At 72.1% G+C, this 15,967-nt stretch carries 20 protein-coding genes; 13 read left to right on the top strand and 7 right to left on the bottom strand.

Annotated elements, in window-relative coordinates:
• Positions 1 to 38: 38 nt before the first annotated feature.
• The 6 genes from tsaD to J2X36_RS17340 all read left to right on the top strand — a co-directional run bounded on the left by tsaD (position 39) and on the right by J2X36_RS17340 (position 4,643).
• On the top strand, positions 39 to 1,079 hold the full coding sequence (tsaD, locus tag J2X36_RS17365; protein ID WP_310351988.1) for a tRNA (adenosine(37)-N6)-threonylcarbamoyltransferase complex transferase subunit TsaD: 1,041 nt from the start codon (positions 39 to 41) through the stop codon (positions 1,077 to 1,079).
• Complete coding sequence (locus J2X36_RS17360; RefSeq protein WP_310351986.1) at positions 1,076 to 1,993, top strand: GNAT family N-acetyltransferase; 918 nt, start codon at positions 1,076 to 1,078, stop codon at positions 1,991 to 1,993. The genes tsaD and J2X36_RS17360 overlap by 4 nt, the downstream gene beginning before the upstream one ends.
• The gene (locus J2X36_RS17355; protein WP_310351984.1) at positions 1,990 to 2,994 is read left to right on the top strand and encodes an NAD(P)H-dependent glycerol-3-phosphate dehydrogenase; all 1,005 of its coding nucleotides are present in this window, start codon (positions 1,990 to 1,992) and stop codon (positions 2,992 to 2,994) included. Before J2X36_RS17360 ends, J2X36_RS17355 begins: the two co-directional genes overlap by 4 nt.
• Positions 2,991 to 3,452: a hypothetical protein gene (locus J2X36_RS17350; RefSeq protein ID WP_310351981.1), complete on the top strand. Its 462-nt coding sequence runs from the start codon at positions 2,991 to 2,993 to the stop codon at positions 3,450 to 3,452. Before J2X36_RS17355 ends, J2X36_RS17350 begins: the two co-directional genes overlap by 4 nt.
• Positions 3,453 to 3,529: 77 nt before the next feature.
• Positions 3,530 to 3,946 (top strand): EVE domain-containing protein, encoded by a 417-nt coding sequence (locus tag J2X36_RS17345; RefSeq protein WP_132254609.1) that lies wholly within the window; start codon positions 3,530 to 3,532, stop codon positions 3,944 to 3,946.
• Positions 3,947 to 4,028: 82 nt separating this feature from the next.
• The gene (locus J2X36_RS17340) at positions 4,029 to 4,643 is read left to right on the top strand and encodes a ParB-like protein (RefSeq protein WP_310351977.1); all 615 of its coding nucleotides are present in this window, start codon (positions 4,029 to 4,031) and stop codon (positions 4,641 to 4,643) included.
• 6 nt (positions 4,644 to 4,649) lie between these two features.
• Here J2X36_RS17340 and J2X36_RS17335 read toward each other — a convergent pair whose 3' ends face one another.
• The gene (locus J2X36_RS17335; protein WP_132254611.1) at positions 4,650 to 5,027 is read right to left on the bottom strand and encodes a PRC-barrel domain-containing protein; all 378 of its coding nucleotides are present in this window, start codon (positions 5,025 to 5,027) and stop codon (positions 4,650 to 4,652) included.
• Between the two features lie 113 nt (positions 5,028 to 5,140).
• On the opposite strand from J2X36_RS17335, the gene mepA reads away from it, so the two are divergent.
• Positions 5,141 to 6,085: a penicillin-insensitive murein endopeptidase gene (gene mepA / locus J2X36_RS17330; protein ID WP_310351973.1), complete on the top strand. Its 945-nt coding sequence runs from the start codon at positions 5,141 to 5,143 to the stop codon at positions 6,083 to 6,085.
• A gap of 8 nt (positions 6,086 to 6,093) precedes the next feature.
• On the opposite strand, the gene J2X36_RS17325 is transcribed toward mepA, so the two are convergent.
• Both J2X36_RS17325 and msrA read right to left on the bottom strand, forming a co-directional pair.
• Positions 6,094 to 6,597 carry a TIGR00645 family protein gene (locus tag J2X36_RS17325; protein WP_132255888.1) on the bottom strand — a complete coding sequence of 168 codons (504 nt, stop codon included), beginning with the start codon at positions 6,595 to 6,597 and terminating at the stop codon, positions 6,094 to 6,096.
• Between the two features lie 86 nt (positions 6,598 to 6,683).
• Complete coding sequence (gene msrA / locus J2X36_RS17320; RefSeq protein ID WP_310351970.1) at positions 6,684 to 7,340, bottom strand: peptide-methionine (S)-S-oxide reductase MsrA; 657 nt, start codon at positions 7,338 to 7,340, stop codon at positions 6,684 to 6,686.
• Positions 7,341 to 7,654: 314 nt separating this feature from the next.
• Here msrA and J2X36_RS17315 point away from each other — a divergent pair, with 314 nt between their 5' ends.
• Positions 7,655 to 8,737: a histidine kinase dimerization/phosphoacceptor domain -containing protein gene (locus tag J2X36_RS17315; protein WP_310351967.1), complete on the top strand. Its 1,083-nt coding sequence runs from the start codon at positions 7,655 to 7,657 to the stop codon at positions 8,735 to 8,737.
• 112 nt (positions 8,738 to 8,849) lie between these two features.
• Positions 8,850 to 9,332, top strand: a complete 483-nt coding sequence (locus J2X36_RS17310; protein WP_310351964.1) for a response regulator — start codon at positions 8,850 to 8,852, stop codon at positions 9,330 to 9,332.
• Positions 9,333 to 9,379: 47 nt separating this feature from the next.
• Here J2X36_RS17310 and J2X36_RS17305 read toward each other — a convergent pair whose 3' ends face one another.
• Positions 9,380 to 9,700 carry a PetM family of cytochrome b6f complex subunit 7 gene (locus J2X36_RS17305; RefSeq protein ID WP_132255884.1) on the bottom strand — a complete coding sequence of 107 codons (321 nt, stop codon included), beginning with the start codon at positions 9,698 to 9,700 and terminating at the stop codon, positions 9,380 to 9,382.
• Between the two features lie 161 nt (positions 9,701 to 9,861).
• On the opposite strand from J2X36_RS17305, the gene J2X36_RS17300 reads away from it, so the two are divergent.
• Positions 9,862 to 10,569, top strand: coding sequence for an HAD family hydrolase (locus J2X36_RS17300; protein ID WP_310351960.1), 708 nt, complete (start codon positions 9,862 to 9,864; stop codon positions 10,567 to 10,569).
• A 421-nt stretch (positions 10,570 to 10,990) separates the two neighbouring features.
• Positions 10,991 to 11,314 carry a hypothetical protein gene (locus tag J2X36_RS17295; RefSeq protein WP_310351959.1) on the top strand — a complete coding sequence of 108 codons (324 nt, stop codon included), beginning with the start codon at positions 10,991 to 10,993 and terminating at the stop codon, positions 11,312 to 11,314.
• A gap of 51 nt (positions 11,315 to 11,365) precedes the next feature.
• Here J2X36_RS17295 and J2X36_RS17290 read toward each other — a convergent pair whose 3' ends face one another.
• From J2X36_RS17290 to argH, 3 genes are all read right to left on the bottom strand, one after another.
• The gene (locus tag J2X36_RS17290; protein ID WP_132255883.1) at positions 11,366 to 12,037 is read right to left on the bottom strand and encodes an invasion associated locus b family protein; all 672 of its coding nucleotides are present in this window, start codon (positions 12,035 to 12,037) and stop codon (positions 11,366 to 11,368) included.
• 205 nt (positions 12,038 to 12,242) lie between these two features.
• On the bottom strand, positions 12,243 to 12,530 hold the full coding sequence (locus tag J2X36_RS17285; protein ID WP_310351957.1) for a hypothetical protein: 288 nt from the start codon (positions 12,528 to 12,530) through the stop codon (positions 12,243 to 12,245).
• 95 nt (positions 12,531 to 12,625) lie between these two features.
• On the bottom strand, positions 12,626 to 14,017 hold the full coding sequence (gene argH / locus J2X36_RS17280) for an argininosuccinate lyase (protein WP_310351954.1): 1,392 nt from the start codon (positions 14,015 to 14,017) through the stop codon (positions 12,626 to 12,628).
• Between the two features lie 48 nt (positions 14,018 to 14,065).
• Here argH and tlpA point away from each other — a divergent pair, with 48 nt between their 5' ends.
• Entirely contained in the window at positions 14,066 to 14,716 is a 651-nt protein-coding gene (gene tlpA / locus J2X36_RS17275; protein WP_132255880.1) for a thiol:disulfide interchange protein TlpA, read from the top strand.
• Positions 14,717 to 14,731: 15 nt separating this feature from the next.
• Positions 14,732 to 15,919, top strand: a complete 1,188-nt coding sequence (gene nhaA, locus J2X36_RS17270) for a Na+/H+ antiporter NhaA (protein WP_310351947.1) — start codon at positions 14,732 to 14,734, stop codon at positions 15,917 to 15,919.
• The last annotated feature ends 48 nt before the right edge of the window (positions 15,920 to 15,967 follow it).

Here is a 15,967-nt window from a genome sequence, read left to right as displayed (position 1 = left end):
CGGGTAGGGTGCGGATCCCCCACCGGACCAGCGACAGCATGAACGTCCTCGGCATCGAGACCACCTGCGACGAGACTGCGGCCGCCATCGTCGCCCCCGGCGAGGACGGGCGCGGCCTGATCCGCGCGAACGAGGTCCTGAGCCAGATCGCCGAGCACGCGGCCTATGGCGGCGTCGTGCCCGAGATCGCGGCGCGCGCCCATGTGGAGGTGCTCGACCGTCTCATCGCCCGCGCCCTCGACGCCGCCGGCATGCGCCTCTCCGACATTGACGGGATCGCGGTCGCGGCGGGGCCCGGCCTGATCGGGGGCGTGCTGGTCGGGCTCGTCACCGCCAAGACGCTCTCGCTCGTCGCCCGCAAGCCGCTGCTGGCGGTCAACCATCTCGAGGCTCACGCCCTGACGGCGCGTCTGACCGACGGGCTGGCCTTCCCCTATCTCCTGCTGCTGGCCTCCGGCGGCCACACCCAGCTCGTCGCCGTGAAGGGTGTCGGCGACTACGTGCGCCTGGGTACCACCATCGACGACGCCATCGGCGAGGCTTTCGACAAGGTCGCCAAGCTCCTCGGCCTCGGCTATCCCGGCGGGCCCGAGGTCGAGCGCATGGCGGAGGGTGGCGACCCGGAGCGGTTCGCCCTGCCGCGGCCGATGCTCGGACGGCGCGAGGCGAACTTCTCCCTGTCCGGCCTCAAGACCGCCCTGCGCATCGAGGCGGAGCGGATCGCGCCCCTGGCCGAGCGCGATGTCGCCGATCTCTGCGCGAGCTTCCAGGCGGCGATCGTCGACGTGGTGGTGGACCGGCTGCGGGTGGGCCTGCGCGCCTTCGCGGACGTCGCCGGCCACCCGACCGCCCTCGTGGCGGCGGGCGGCGTCTCGGCGAACGGGGCGATCCGGCGGGCGCTCGCGGCGCAGGCCGGCGAAGCGGGCTTGAGCTTCGTCGCCCCCCCGCTGAACCTGTGCGGCGACAACGGCGCCATGATCGCCTGGGCGGGTCTCGAGCGGCTGCGCCTCGGCCTCGTGGACGACCTCACGGCGCCGGCCCGCGCCCGCTGGCCCTTCGCCGAGCCGAAGGCGGCGTGACGGCACCGGACCGCCCGCGCAAAGCCGGTCCCGCGACGGGCGCGCAGGCGCGCTGGCGCGATCTCGTCGACCGGCGCCTGCCGGAGGCGGCGCGTGCGCGTCCCGACTGGCCGGTGCGCCTGGATCATTGCTTCGCGCGCATCCTCCTCGACAATGCCTGCGGCGGCCCCTGGCGCGAGAGCGTCGCTCCCCCGGCCTGGGCGAACATGCCGCCCGAACGGCTCGCCGCGGCGGCGGATCTCGGCGAGGCGGTGCTCGCCGGCCGCGCCGACCTCGCCCTCCTCAACCGGCGCTCCCTCGGCTGGCGCGGCAAGGCCAAGGCGCCGGCCGTTCCCGACGCGCTGCGGGAGAGCGGCCTGACCCTGCGGCGCTGGCGCCGGGCCGACGATGCCCCGTTCGCCGCGCTGAACGCCGACCCGGAGGTGATGCGCCACTTCCCCTCGACGAAGACGCCCGCCGAGAGCCTGTGGGAGGCGCGCAGCCTCGACCGCCGCTTCGAGGCGGACGGCTTCGGCCCCTGGGCGCTGGAACTGCCGGGCGAGCCCTTTCTCGGCTTCGTCGGCGCGATGCGCCTCGTGCGGTCGCTGCCCTTTGCCGGCGGCGAGCGGCCGGGCGCCTGCGTCGAGATCGGCTGGCGCCTCGCCCGGGCGGGCTGGGGCCGCGGGCTCGCCACCCGCGCCGCGCGCCTCGCGCTCGGCGACCTCTTCGGCCGCTGCGGGATCGGGGATGTCCTCGCCTTCACGGCCGCCGGCAACGCGGCCTCGCGGCGGGTGATGGAACGCCTCGGCATGCGTCGGGGCGTGGCCGAGGATTTCGACCATCCGGCCCTGCCCGAGGGGAACCCCTTGCGCCGGCACGTGCTGTATCGTCTCTCGGCGGCGGAGTTTCGCGCCGCGAACGGAGCCGCCGCATGACGAGATCGGACACGCGCCCCATCGCGGTCGTCGGCGGCGGCGCCTGGGGCACGGCGCTCGCCAATGCCGCGGCCGCGGCGGGCCACCCCGTTACGCTCTGGCTGCGCGATGCCGAGGCCGCCGCGCGGCTGCAGGAGACGCGCGAGAATGCCCGCTACCTGCCGGGCGTGCCCCTCCATGCCGGCATCGCGGCGACCGACCGGCCCGAGGCCCTCGCGGGCGCGGGCGCCCTTCTCTTGGTCACGCCCGCCCAGACCATGCGGGGGGTTCTCGGGCAGCTCGGCCCCCATTTCGCGGCCGGCGCGCCCGTCGTGCTCTGCGCCAAGGGCATCGAGCGCGGCACCGACGCCTTCATGAGCGGGGTGGCGGGCGAGGTGCTCGGCGCGGGCACGCCCGTCGCCGTGCTGTCCGGGCCGAGCTTCGCGGCCGACGTCGCCCGCAACCTGCCGACCGCCGTCACCCTCGCCGCCGCGGACGGGACGCTCGCGGCCGACCTCGCCCGGACGCTCTCGGGCCCCACCTTGCGCCTCTACCACACGGACGACGTGCGCGGCGTCGAGGTGGGGGGCGCCGGCAAGAACGTGCTCGCCATCGCGTCGGGCATCGTGGCCGGCCGCGGCCTCGGCGAGAGCGCCCGCGCGGCCCTCATCGCCCGGGCCTTCGCCGAGTTGATGCGCTTCGCCCGGGCCTATGGGGGCCGCCCGGAAACGCTGATGGGCCTGTCGGGACTCGGCGATCTGGTCCTCACCGCCTCCTCGCCGCAATCGCGCAACTTCGCCTTCGGCCAGCGCCTCGGCGAGGGCGCGAGCCCCCAGGCCGCCTCCGGCGGCAAGCTCGCCGAGGGTGCCTTCACGGCCGCGGCCCTGGTGGCGCTCGCCCGCGCCCGCGAGGTCGAGATGCCGGTGGCCGAGTCGGTCGCCGCCATCGTCTCGGGCGAGGCCAGCGTCGAGGCGGTGATCGCGCGTCTCCTCGCCCGCCCGCTCAAGGGAGAATCCGAGTGAGCGCGGGGCCCATCCACGCCTTCCTCGCCGGCTCCGGGCGCGACGGAGCGGGCCGGCGGCTTGCCGACGTGCTCGCCTTCGACGATGCCCGCATCGAGGGCGTCCACGACTTCATCCAGTGGTGCTTTCCCCTCCCGGAGGCGAGCCGCGCGGTGCCCGGCGCTCCCGTCCTCACCCCGGCCGAGGCGGCAGCGATCCGCGCCGACCCGGCGGCGCAGGAGGGGCTTCGTGCGGCCCAGGCGCGGATGCGCCGCTTCTACGCCGGGACGGATGCGTGGCTGCGCCCCTTCGACCACAACCACCTGCGCATCACCCGTATCCTGACGGCCCTGCGCGACCTGCTCTCGCCGCACGAGGCGGAAGCCTTCCACGCCTTCGTGACGGAGCGGAACGTCGCGGCCGGCTCGCCCGTGAATCCCGACAGCCTGCGCTACTGGACGGCCGCGCTGCGCGCGTGAGGCATCCTCGTCAGGCACCCCTGTCAGGCTTGGCCGAAAGCCTGTAAGCACGCGCCGTTCTGTCCCGGGGGACCTCCATGGCGCACTGGCTCTTCAAGTCCGAACCTGCGACTTGGTCCTGGGACCAGCAGGTCGCGGCGGGAGAGGCCGGCACCTACTGGAACGGCGTGCGCAACCACCTCGCCAAGCTGCAGATGATGGCGATGGAGGTCGGTCAGCAGGGCTTCTTCTACCACTCGAACGAGGGCAAGGCGGTGGTCGGCATCGTCGAGGTGATCCGGCCCTACTATCCGGACCACACCGACGAGAGCGGCCGCTTCGGCATGGTCGACGTCCGCGCCGTCGAGGCGATGCCACGCCCCGTCACCCTCGACGCCATCAAGGCGGAACCGGGATTGCGGGAGATGGTCCTCGTCAACAACTCGCGCCTCTCGGTCCAGCCGGTGACCGAGGCGGAGTGGCGGCTCGTGCGCGCGATGGGCGGGCTCGCCTGAACACGCAAGCGTGACCGGCGGCCACTTCCGTCGAGGCGCGGGCGGGTGTTTCTGAGAGCCGCAACCAGACGGAGTGCCCCGCATGGCGATCCGCGAACCGATCCTCAAGCCCGTCCCGATCGCGGAGCTGCGCCCCACGCAGATGACGGTCGGCTACCGGGAGGTCGAGGAGAAGCGCCGCCGCTGGCGCGAGCACGACGCGGGCGAGAGGGCCGCATTCCTGGGAGCCCACATGATCCCGACGCTGCTCGGGCCGAAGAAGCGTCACTACGTCATCGATCACCACAATCTCGGCCGCGCCCTGCAGCTCGAAGGCGTCGAGACCGTGCTCGTCACCGTGGTGGCCGACCTGCACAAGCTCGACAAGGACGCCTTCTGGACAGTCTGCGATCATCGGGCCTGGGCGCATCCCTACGACGCGCAAGGCGTGCGGGCCGGATTCCGGGACATCCCGAAGGCGGTGTCGAACCTCGCCGACGACCCCTATCGCAGCCTCGCTGGGGAGCTACGCCGCGCCGGGGGCTTCGCCAAGGACACGACGCCCTTCAGCGAGTTCCTGTGGGCGGACTTCCTGCGCCGTCGCGTCAAGGCGAAGCGCATCGAGACCGACTTCTCGGCGGCCCTTGAGGAGGCGATGGCCCTCGCGAAATCGCCGGAGGCCGGCTACCTGCCGGGCTGGTGCGGCCCGGTCACGTAGGCGGCCTCAGACGCCCCAGTAGGGAGCGGCGTTGTAGTGGCGGTGAACGCGCTCCTCCCAATCCCGGTCCTCGGCCGGGTCGGTCCCTTCGGGGGTGCGGGTGGGCGCGTCGCGGAGCTGATCCTCGGAGAGATCGACGACGTAGGCGTCGAAGTCCGGGACGAAGCGAAGAACGCTCCAGGGCAGGGTGTGATAGCCCCCGCCGAGACCGAGGAAGCCGCCGAAGCTCATCACCGCGTAGGCGACGCGCCCCGAGGCCTTGTCGAGCATCAGGCGCTCGATTCGGCCGACGCGCTCGCCGTCCGGCCGCCGCACGTCCGTGCCGATCACCCGGTCGCTGGCGATGAGACTGCGCGAACCCCCATCAGAGATTGTATCGCTCACGGTCTATTCCTCTCGGTTGAAGGCGCCCGAAAAACGCCCCGTGCCGCGGCGACGTTCCGGCGCGCTTCCCAGCCCCTCGACGCGGGGGCGCCCGACCGGATAGCTTGCCGCCCATGCTCAAACAGCCGCGCTTGTCCCGCTCCGCCATCGCCCTCGCGATGCTCGCTCACCTCCTCGCGCCGGGCTCCGCCGCGCAGGCCCAGGACAAGGGCAGCGTGAACCCGAGGCCGCTGCCGCCCCTCGCCGATCCCGACGCGCCGACGGTCCCGGCCAAGGAGCTGTTCGGCCGGGCGACCACACCGGCGCCCGGGCCCGCGCACGCCTACGGCTCCTACGCGAAGGGCTGTTTCGCCGGCGGCGAGGCGCTGCCCGTCGATGGGGCGACGTGGCAGGTGATGCGCCTGTCGCGCAACCGCATGTGGGGGACCCCCCACCTCGTGGACTTCATGGAGCGGCTCGCCGCCAAGGCGCCGAAGGTCGGCTGGCCGGGCCTCCTCGTCGGCGACATGTCCCAGCCCCGCGGCGGCCCGATGCTGACGGGCCACGCCTCGCACCAGCTCGGCCTCGACGCGGACGTCTGGCTGACCCCCATGCCCGGGCACCGGATGAGCCGGGCGGAGCGCGAGGAGACCTCGGCGACCGACATGGTCCGCTCCGACCGCCTCGACATCGACCCGCAGGTCTGGACGCCCGCCCATACGCGGCTGATCCGCCTCACCGCCCAGCAGCCGGAGGTGGCGCGCATCTTCGTCAACGCGGCGATCAAGAAGGCGCTCTGCCGGGAGGCGGGGGGCGAGCGCGGCTGGCTCACCAAGGTGCGCCCGATGTACGGGCACAATTACCACTACCATATCCGCCTCGCCTGCCCGGCGGGGGCGGAGGCGTGCGACGACCAGGCTCCGCCGCCCGGCGGCGACGGCTGCGGCGAGGAGCTCGCCTACTGGTTCAGCGACGCGGTGCTCCACCCGAAGCCACCGAAGGTGAAGCCGAAGCCCAAGCCCCCGATGACGCTCGCGGCCCTGCCGGCGGCCTGCCGCAGCGTGCTGAAGGCGCGCTGAGGCGCCGCCTACTTGTCGTGATGGCCCGCCGCGACCCGGTCGGTCAGGGCCATCAGGAGACCCGAGATCACGAACACCATGTGGAGGCCGACGAGCCAGCCGAGCTCGCGGTCGGAATTGGCCTTGATGTCCATGAAGGCCTTCAGGAGCTGGATCGCCGAGATCGCCACGATCGAGGACATCAGCTTGAGCTTCAGCCCCGTGAAGTCGATCGTGCCCATCCATTCGGGCCAGTCCTTATGGTCCGAATGGTCGAATTTCGAGACGAAGTTCTCGTAGCCCGAGAACATCACGATGATGAGCAGCGAGGCGGTGAAGGACAGGTCCACCAGCGTCAGCACGCCGAGGATCGTCTGGGACTCGTTCGAGTCGAGCGCGTGCAGGATGAAATGCGCGAGCTCCTGCAGGAGCTTGACGAGGAGCACGAACAGCCCGATCGCCAGAGCCGCGTAGAACGGGGCGAGGAGCCACCGGCACGCGAATAGAGCCCGCTCGAACGTCCGCTCCAGCATCTGCCATCGTCTCCCGCTTCACCGTGGCGGGCGGTGTCGCATGGGCGGGCGACACCGGCAAGACGAAGCTTGAGCTGAGCCCGGCTTCAGGCCGCCACGCCCGTGCCGATCGGGCAGGAGACGCCGGTGCCGCCGAGCCCGCAATAGCCGCCCGGGTTCTTGGCGAGATATTGCTGGTGGTAGCCTTCGGCGAAGTAGAAGTGCTCCAGCGGCCGGATCTCCGTGGTCACGTCGCCGTAGCCCTTCGCCCTCAACGCCACGGCATAGGCCGCCCGCACCTGCTTCGCCGTCTCCTCCTGCGCGGGGTCCGTGACGTAGATGCCCGAGCGATACTGCGTGCCGACGTCGTTGCCCTGGCGATATCCCTGGGTCGGGTCGTGGCTCTCGAAGAAGGTCCTGAGCAGGGCTTCGAGGGGGAGGACGGCGGGGTCGAACACGACGAGCACCACTTCGTTGTGGCCCGTCAGCCCGCTGCAGACCTCCTCGTAGGTCGGGTTCGGCGTGTAACCGGCGGCGTAACCGACCGCCGTCACGTAAACGCCCTCGGGCAATTGCCAGAACTTGCGCTCGGCGCCCCAGAAGCAGCCGAGGCCGAGGCCGATCGCCTGCAGGCCATCGGGATAGGGCCCCTTGAGCGGGTTCCCGTTGACGAAGTGGGTCTCGGCGGTGGGGATCGGGCTGGGGCGGCCCGGCAGGGCATCGGCCGGGGCCGGCATCTCGGCCCGCTTGCGGAACAGGAACATCGTCTCTCCTCTCGGAAGGTGCGTGCACCACATCTCGGCCGAATATGGGGTGCCCGACGGCGCGGCGGAAGCGTCGGCCCAAGCCGGAACGGCGCGGGCGACTTGCTCGAGACGCAGGGAACGAACGAGAGGCGACAAATACGTAGAGATACTGGTCTATCCCCGAATAATCCTGGGACAATCCCATTCAAGGTTGTGTTGATCGCCTGTGCATCGTGCGATCGTCCTGCCAAGTCTTGACTAGCGCGAACCGTACGATAGCGTTCGCGGCGCGGCGCCCCCGGCGTCGCCGCTCGATCGGTCGGGGAGGGACCATGGACAACGCCGACGCCTCGCGTCTCGCGGAGCGCACGCGTGCTGAATTCGGCGAGATCGACCCGTTATTCGGCGAGATCGACCCCTTCTCCGCGATCATCCGCACCACGCAATTGCCGATGGTCGTGACCGACCCGCGCAGGCACGACAATCCCATCGTCTTCGCGAACCCGGCCTTCCTCAGGATGACGGGCTACGAGCGCTTCGAGGTGACCGGCCGCAATTGCCGCTTCCTGCAGGGACCCGGCACCTGCCCGAAATCGATTGCCCGGGTTCGCGAGGCGGTCCGCGCCGAGCGCTCGATCGAGATCGACCTCCTGAACTACCGGAAGGACGGCTCGACCTTCTACAACGCCCTGCATCTGAACCCGGTGCATGCCAAGTCCGGCACGCTGCAATTCTACTTCGCGGCTCAACTCGACGTGACGGAGCGCTACCGGCTGATCCGCGAGCGGGAGGCGGCGAACGAGGCGCTGCAGGAGGCGCTCGCGGTCAAGACCACCCTGATCCACGAGATCGACCATCGGGTGAAGAACAACCTCCAGATGATCGCCGCGATGATCGTGCTGCAGAGCCAGCGGATCCCCGATCCGTCAACGCGGGCCTCCATGCTGGACACCCTGCAGCGGGTCGAGGCCCTCGGCACGGTCCACCGGCGCCTGCACCAGTCGGAGAGCGCCTCCCGCTTCGACATCGCGGATTTCGTGCGCGATCTCGTGGCCGATCTCGTGGGGGCGACGGGGCGCAGCGACATCCGGGTCGAGCTGGACCTCGCCTCGGCGGTGATCCACGCGGACAAGTCGGTCGCCGTCGCGCTGCTGCTCAACGAGATCGTGACCAACATCCTCAAGCACGCCTTCACCGAGGGTCGGCCCGGCACCATTGCGGTGCAGGTCGCCGCCGGAAGCGAGATCCGCATCGTCGTGGAGGATGACGGGATCGGCATGCCGGAGGCGGCCGAGGCGCGGTCCACCTTCGGACAGTCCTTGATGGGGACCCTCGCCCGCCAGCTCGGCGCCCGGCTGACCGTGGCGAGCGCGCCGCGCAAGGGCACGCGCGTGGAGCTGATCCTGTCCGGCTGAACCGCCGCGCCCGCCGCAAGGCTTGGAGCCGCCCCGCAAAGCCACGTCACGCGCGAACCGCATCGCCCCCTGCGGTCGCCTTCCCGCACCGGCCGAGAGATCCCCGATCCGCATGATGGACCAGCGGTCCCTACGCGTCTTCCTCGTCGAGGACGAAGCCATCCTCCTGATGCAGCTCGAGGCGCTGGTGACGGCCGCGGGCCACGAGGTCGTGGCCACCGCGATGTCGGGCGAGGAGGCGATCCGGACCGCCGAGACGCTGGACGCGGACCTCGCCTTCGTCGACCTGCGCCTGTGCGACGGCGAGACCGGATTTCGCGTCGGCCGGTGCCTCGCTCGGGACGCGGGCATCCCCGTCATCTTCGTCACAGCGAACGACCGGCGCGTGCTCGGCGGGGCGGAACCCGGCGCGGAGATCGACGGCTCCTTCGGCGGCGCCCTCGGCGTCATCGCCAAGCCCTACACGCTGCACGGGCTGCAGACCGCCCTCGCCTTCCTGGAAGAGGCGCTGATCGCACCGCCGCCGAGTTCCGCCCCGCCGCCCGGCCTGCTGATCGCCCCGCACGTCGCGCAACGCTGGCGGCGCGCGAGCTAGGGCCTCGTCCGAAGAAGGGGGCCGGCCTCCCGCCCCGGAAGCGTCCGTCAGGGCCGGGTCAGGAACCCGATCGGCTCGCGGGCCGGCTGGCCGAGCCAGAGCAGGATCGCGCCGAGGCCGAGCCCGAGGAGGGAAGCCGGCGCCAGCGTCAGCGGCAGCACCAGCACCTGCCAGAGCCAGGGGGCCACACCCTCCACCGTCGCCTGAAGGGCGCTCGCCTTGTCCTTGAACAGGGTGAAGAGGAGATCGCTCAGGGGAGTCACCCGCAGGCCGTTATTCGCGACCGAGCGGGCGCCGTCGTAGACCAGGGCGACGAAGCCCCCGGCGAGCAGCAGAAAGCCGAGGAAGCGGAGCAGGAAGCGGAACATCGCGCGTCTTCGACCTCGGGCCCCGTCGCGCGGCCCGGGCGCGGGCCGCCATCCGCGGTGGAGTAGGGGCGCGCCCGCCCCGGCGCAAGCGACGATGGGGCCGATTGCCTGAGCCGCACCGCCATGCCACAGGGCGCGCGGCTCAGCGGGAGGGACGGCGTTTGGAGGGAAGCGGAGGCAGCCGGGCGGCCGCGGCGGAGACGGGCGGGCCCGCGCTCGTGATCTTCGATTGCGACGGCGTGCTCATCGACAGCGAGCCGATCAGCCTCGGCTGCCTCACGGCCGCCCTCAACGGGATCGGCGTGGCGATCGACGTCGACACGGTGCGCGCGCGCTTTGCAGGCACCTCGATGCCCTCGATCATGGCGCACGTGGCGACGGATTACGGCGTCGCCGCCCCGGACGGCTTCGTGGAGCGGGTCAAGGCCGACACGCTCGCGGCCTTCGACCGGGATCTCGGCGCGATGGCGGGCGTCGCGGAGGCGGTCCGCACCCTCGGGATCCCCACCTGCGTCGCCTCGAGCAGCGATCCCGTGCGCCTGCGCCACACGCTGACGCTGACCGGCCTCATGCCGCTCTTCGAGGGGCGGGTCTTCTCGTCCGCGGAGGTGGCGCGCGGCAAGCCCTTCCCGGACCTGTTCCTGCACGCGGCCGGGCGGATGGGCGTCGAGCCGGCCGCCTGCCTCGTCATCGAGGACAGCGTGCCGGGCGTCACCGCCGCCCGTGCTGCCGGCATGAGCGTGGTCGGCTTCACCGGAGGCGGCCATTGGAGGCACGATCCGACAGGCGCCGACCTCGCCGCCGCCGGCGCGGCGCGGGTCTTCCGGGACTACCGCGACCTCATGAGCGTGATCGCCGCGACGGCCTGAGGGCACCGGGGCGGGCGGCCCGCGAAGGAAGCGGTCGCGCGGAGCCGCCCGCGGGCCCTGTCCGTCCTAGGGAGGCGCCCGAATTCGAAAAAGCCTGCCATTGACGGGAAAGGCCGGCGATACCATCCTCATATCTGCCGGACGATGTCTTCGCGATGTCCTTCGGCCGCGGTGATTTGAAGTGTGTAGCTTGCGCCGCGTCACCAAACGCTAAAGCACCGCGAAGCGCTCGCGCCTCGTGGTCCTTCAACGAAAGGATGACTTGCCGTGACCGTTCGTCAGATCTTCCGGGACCTCTCCGTTGCCCGTGCATGGCCGCGCCGGTCCCGCGAGTGCTGTCGACGCTGACGCTCATCCCACCGTCACGTCGCCCAGCTATCGCATGGCCGGTTCCGTTCCGGCCCAGGGAGTTCTTCGTCCGATGTCCCATCTTCACGCCGGCAGCCTCACCCTCGCCGAGGTCCCGCCGCCCACCGAGATCGCTTCCCTTCCCCCGCAGGCCCGGTCCCGCCCCTACAGCGAGCCCGCCCCCACCCGCATCATCGAGGTCGGCGAGACGACCGCGGGCATCGCCGTGCCCGAGCACGGCGGCGTCCGCTTCTTCTCGTCGTCGCGCGATTTCGACGCCCTCGACGGCACGGTCTTCCGCAGCGTCGAGCAGGCGGCGCGGGCCGCCCGCGAGCGGGTCCGCCGCGGCGCCCACCGTCCCCGCCACGAGGCGGCGCGCCGGCTGCAGGCGGTCTGACGGCAGAGCCCCCACGCCTCCGGCGGTGGCCCTGCCTCCGCCGGCCGCCTCCTACTTGCACTCCTCGCGCGTCTTCTTCATCGCCTCCGCGAACCCGCCGAGCGCGTACTCGTCGCTCGTCGGGTTGCCGCGCAGCGAGGTCGTTTTGATGACGAGCTTCAGGTTGCGCGCGCTCATCTCGGCGACGACGCGGGCCTCGTCGGCCGGGTTCTGCAACCACGCATTGCCGTCCTTCACGACGAGGCCGTAGCGCGTGCTGCCGAGGTTGAGCGTCGGGTCCGTCGCGGCCGGAGGGGCGCCGGGCTTCACCTGGGCCGCCGCCGGCTTCGAGGGGAAGCCCAGCATCACCGCGACCTCGTTCTGGACGTTCTCGCCCTTGCGCACGGTCACGAAGAAATAGGCCGTGTCGCGCTTCAGCGTGGCGGGGGAGCGCGCGGTCGGCTGGGCGATCGCGTAGCACATCCGCGCCCTGCCCTGCCCGTTCACGAAGACGTTCCAGTCCCCGAAGGTGGCGAGCGGCACGGCCTGCTGCGTGCCGGGCGGAGCGACGGCGGGCTTCGGGGCCGACCGCTCGCGCCCGCGCCGCCGCGAGGTCGGCGCCGGCTCGGCCTCCTGCGCGGATGCGCCCGTCACGAAACGGCCGCTTCCCGTGAGGCCTGTCGGGGCCGCAAGCCCGGCCAGGGCGAAGGATCCGGCAGTGAGCCAGCGCGCAACACGAAGCATCGACACATCCTGATGGGGCGGCCCAGGACGCCGCACGCCGACCGCCGCGGGCGGCAGGCAGACGAACGCGGCGAACCCCGCACCGCGGCAGGGCTTGTTCGCGCAACTTGTGAAGCTTGAGCGCGCGATGGGCAAGGGGCGCGCCCCGGTTGCCGCCCCGGCCCTCTGCCGCGGCAGGCATCGAGAGACGCCGCCCCTCGGAGGTTCAGGCCGCGTGGATCTCGGCCGGGGGGGCACCGAGGCCGGCGATCACGGCGGGGCTCGGCAGGTGGGCGGGACTCGGCACGTCGGCGGGCGGGGCGGGAATCTCGACGGCGGGACGCTTGCGGGGCGCCGGGTCGTTGTAGGGCGTGTTGTAGGCCTTGCGCACGGAGGCCCAGTAAGCCTCGCGGTCGGTCGACGGGTGGCCGGTCAGGGCCGCGTCGATCTGCGCCCGCGCGGCCGCCGCGAGGGCGTCCGTCTCGTCCGGCGTGATCCAACTCTCCAGGGGCATGCACGATCTCCGATGCGCTCGGACCGCCTCTTAGCGAGGTTCACATAGCTGAGCCGTGAACGCACGCGCGGAGATGGCGGTTGCCTGCACGTTTTTCAGCCCTTTTCCCCGTTAAGCTGTGCAAGCCAGCGCTCGGCCTGGGCACGGACGTTGGCCGGCGCGGTCCCGCCGTAGCTGGTCCGGCTCGTCACCGAGTTCTCGACGCCGAGCACGGCGTAGACGGCCTCCGTGATGCGCGGCTCCGCCTCCTGCATCTCGGCAAGCGACAGCTCCTCCAGCCCCGCGCCGCGGGCGGAGGCCGCGCCGACGAGGCGGCCGGTGACGTGGTGCGCGTCGCGGAAGGGCAGGCCGAGTTCCCGCACCAGCCAATCGGCGAGGTCCGTGGCGGTGGCGTAGCCCGAGCCGGCGGCGCGGGCGAGGGTCTCCGGCACGGGCTCGAGATCGCGCAACATGCCGGTCATCGCGGCAAGGCAGAGCGAGAGGGTCTGGAGCGCGTCGAAGGTGCCCTCCTTGTCCTCCTGCATGTCCTTCGAATAGGCGAGGGGCAGGCCCTTCATCACGATGAGGAGGCCCGAGAGCGCGCCGATGACCCGGCCGGACTTGGCCCGCACGAGCTCCGCCGCGTCCGGGTTGCGCTTCTGCGGCATGATCGAGGAGCCGGTGGTGAAGCCGTCCGACAACCTCACGAAGCCGAACTGCGCCGAGGTCCAGACCACGAGCTCCTCGGCGAAGCGCGACAGGTGCACGGCGCAGATCGCCGCCGCCGAGAGCGCTTCGAGGGCGAAGTCGCGGTCGGCCACGGAATCGAGGGAGTTCGCCGTCGGCCGGTCGAAGCCGAGCGCCGCCGCCGTGGCGTGCCGGTCGATCGGGAAGGACGTGCCCGCGAGCGCGGCCGCCCCGAGGGGGCATTCGTTCAGCCGCGCGCGGGCGTCGCGCAGGCGCCCGCGGTCGCGCCCGAGCATCTCGACATAGGCGAGGAGATGGTGCCCGAAGGTGACGGGCTGGGCCGATTGCAGGTGGGTGAAGCCCGGCATCACCGTGGCGGCATGCGTGAGCGCCTTCTCGGCCAGAGCCCGCTGCAGGTCTTCGGCCTGCCCGTCGAGGCTGTCGAGGGTGTCGCGCACCCAGAGCTTCATGTCGGTGGCGACCTGATCGTTGCGCGAGCGCGCCGTGTGCAGGCGCCCGGCCGTGGGGCCGACGATCTCGCGCAGGCGGCTCTCCACGTTCATGTGGATGTCCTCAAGCTCGCGCTTGAAGGCGAGCTGCCCGGACTCGATTTCCGCCTGGACCGACTTGAGCCCGGCGGAAATCGCGGCCACATCTTCCGCTGGCAGGATGCCGGTCTCGCCCAGCATCGCCACATGCGCCAGCGAGCCGCGGATGTCCTGGGGCGCGAGGCGCTTGTCGAACCCGATGGAGGCGTTGATCTCCTCCATGATCTCGGCGGGGCCGCTCGCGAAGCGCCCGCCCCACATCCGGTTGCTCATGACCTGTCACACCCTCTCGCCGCACCGGCCCGTCGCGGGATCGCAAGGATGAGGCCCGGCCGCCTCGCCTCCTTCGCCGTGGGGGCAGCCCTCGTCACCGCGCTCGGCGCCGGCCTCGCCCTATACGGGACGGGCCGCGGCGGCAACGGGCCCGAGGTCGCCGGCCCTTGCCCAGGGGCCGCGGAGACGATCGCCCGCGCGAGCCCGCACGCCAGCGGCGAGGTCGCGGCGATGCAACTCCTCGACGTGCCGAAGCCCGCGCCCGACCTCGTCTTCAAGGGGCCGGACGGCGCGGAGACGTCGCTCGCCGCGCTTGGGGGCCGGGCGCTCCTCGTCAACCTGTGGGCGACGTGGTGCGCCCCCTGCAAGGCGGAGATGCCGGCCCTCGACCGGCTCCAGGGCGAGTTCGGCGGGCCGGACTTCGCCGTGGTGGCGATCAACCTCGACACCCGCAACCTCGACCGGCCGCCGGCCTGGATGCGCGACAACGGCATCACGCGGCTCGCCTACTACGCCGATCCCGGCGGGCGCGTGCTGCCCGCGGTTCAGCGCGACACGGGCTCGACCGGCCTGCCGACGACGCTCCTCATCGACGCGGGCGGCTGCGAGATCGGCGTGATGAAGGGGCCGGCCGAGTGGTCGAGCGAGGACGGCAAGCGCCTGATCCGCGCGGTGCTCGGCGGCGGCACGAAGTCCTGACGCGCGGGGACCCGCATGAACAGGCCGCGCCCGCTCTCCGCGCTCCGCACCGCCCTCACCAGCGAGGCGGCGGGCGGCCTCGTCCTGATGGCGGCCGCAGCGCTCGCCCTGATCGTGGCGAACTCGCCCCTGGCGGAGGCCTACGCCGAGGCGCTGCACCTGCCCCTCGGCCCGTTGAGCCTGCTGCACTGGATCAATGACGGCCTGATGGCCGTGTTCTTCCTGCTCGTCGGCCTGGAGATCAAGCGCGAGGCCCTCGACGGGCGCCTGCGCACCTGGCCGGACCGGGCCTTGCCGGGCCTTGCCGCCCTGGGCGGCATGGTGGTGCCGGCCCTCGTCTACGTCGCCCTCAACGCGGGCGCCGGGACGCTGCGGGGCTGGGCGATCCCGGCGGCCACCGACATCGCCTTCGCCCTCGGCGTGCTGGCGCTGCTGGGCGCCCGGGCGCCCGTCTCCCTCAAGATCTTCCTCAGCGCCGTGGCGATCGTCGACGATCTCGGCGCCGTCCTCATCATCGCCCTCTTCTACACGGGCGGGCTCGACCCGACGATGCTCGGGCTCGCCGCCCTGACGCTCGGCGCGCTCGCCGCCCTCAACCGGCTCGGCGTCGCGCGGCTCGCGCCCTACCTCGTGCTGGGCCTCGCCCTGTGGTTCTTCGTGCTGCGCTCCGGCGTGCACGCCACGGTTGCGGGGGTGCTACTGGCCCTCACGATCCCGATCCGGCCGAGCCCGGGCAGGCCGGAGGACCCGACCTCGCCGCTCCACGGGCTGGAACATGCCCTGACGCCCTGGGTCACGTATCTCATCGTGCCGGTCTTCGGCTTCGCCAATGCCGGGGTGCGCCTCGTCGGGGTGTCGGCCGAGACGATCCTGCACCCGGTCACCCTCGGCGTGGCGCTCGGGCTCTTCCTCGGCAAGCAGGCCGGCATCTTCGCGAGCGTGCGCCTCGCCGTCGCGGCGGGCTTGGCGTCCCGGCCGGCGGGAGCGACCTGGGCGCAGGTCTACGGCGTCGCGATCCTGTGCGGCATCGGCTTCACCATGAGCCTGTTCATCGGCGGCCTCGCCTTCGCGGATGCCGCGCACGAGACGGAGACCAAGCTCGGCGTGCTCGGCGGCTCGCTGCTCTCCGGGATCGTCGGAGCGGCCCTCCTCGCCCTCACCGCAGGCCGGGAACGGGCGAGCGCCGCACCGAAGCCAGCCTGACCGTTGCGGCCCGAGGCCACGACCTGTAACCCCGCCGCCCATCCGGCC

This window comes from Methylobacterium sp. BE186 (assembly GCF_031457035.1).
GTDB lineage: Bacteria > Pseudomonadota > Alphaproteobacteria > Rhizobiales > Beijerinckiaceae > Methylobacterium > Methylobacterium segetis.
This window is presented reverse-complemented; position numbering and strand designations above follow the sequence as displayed.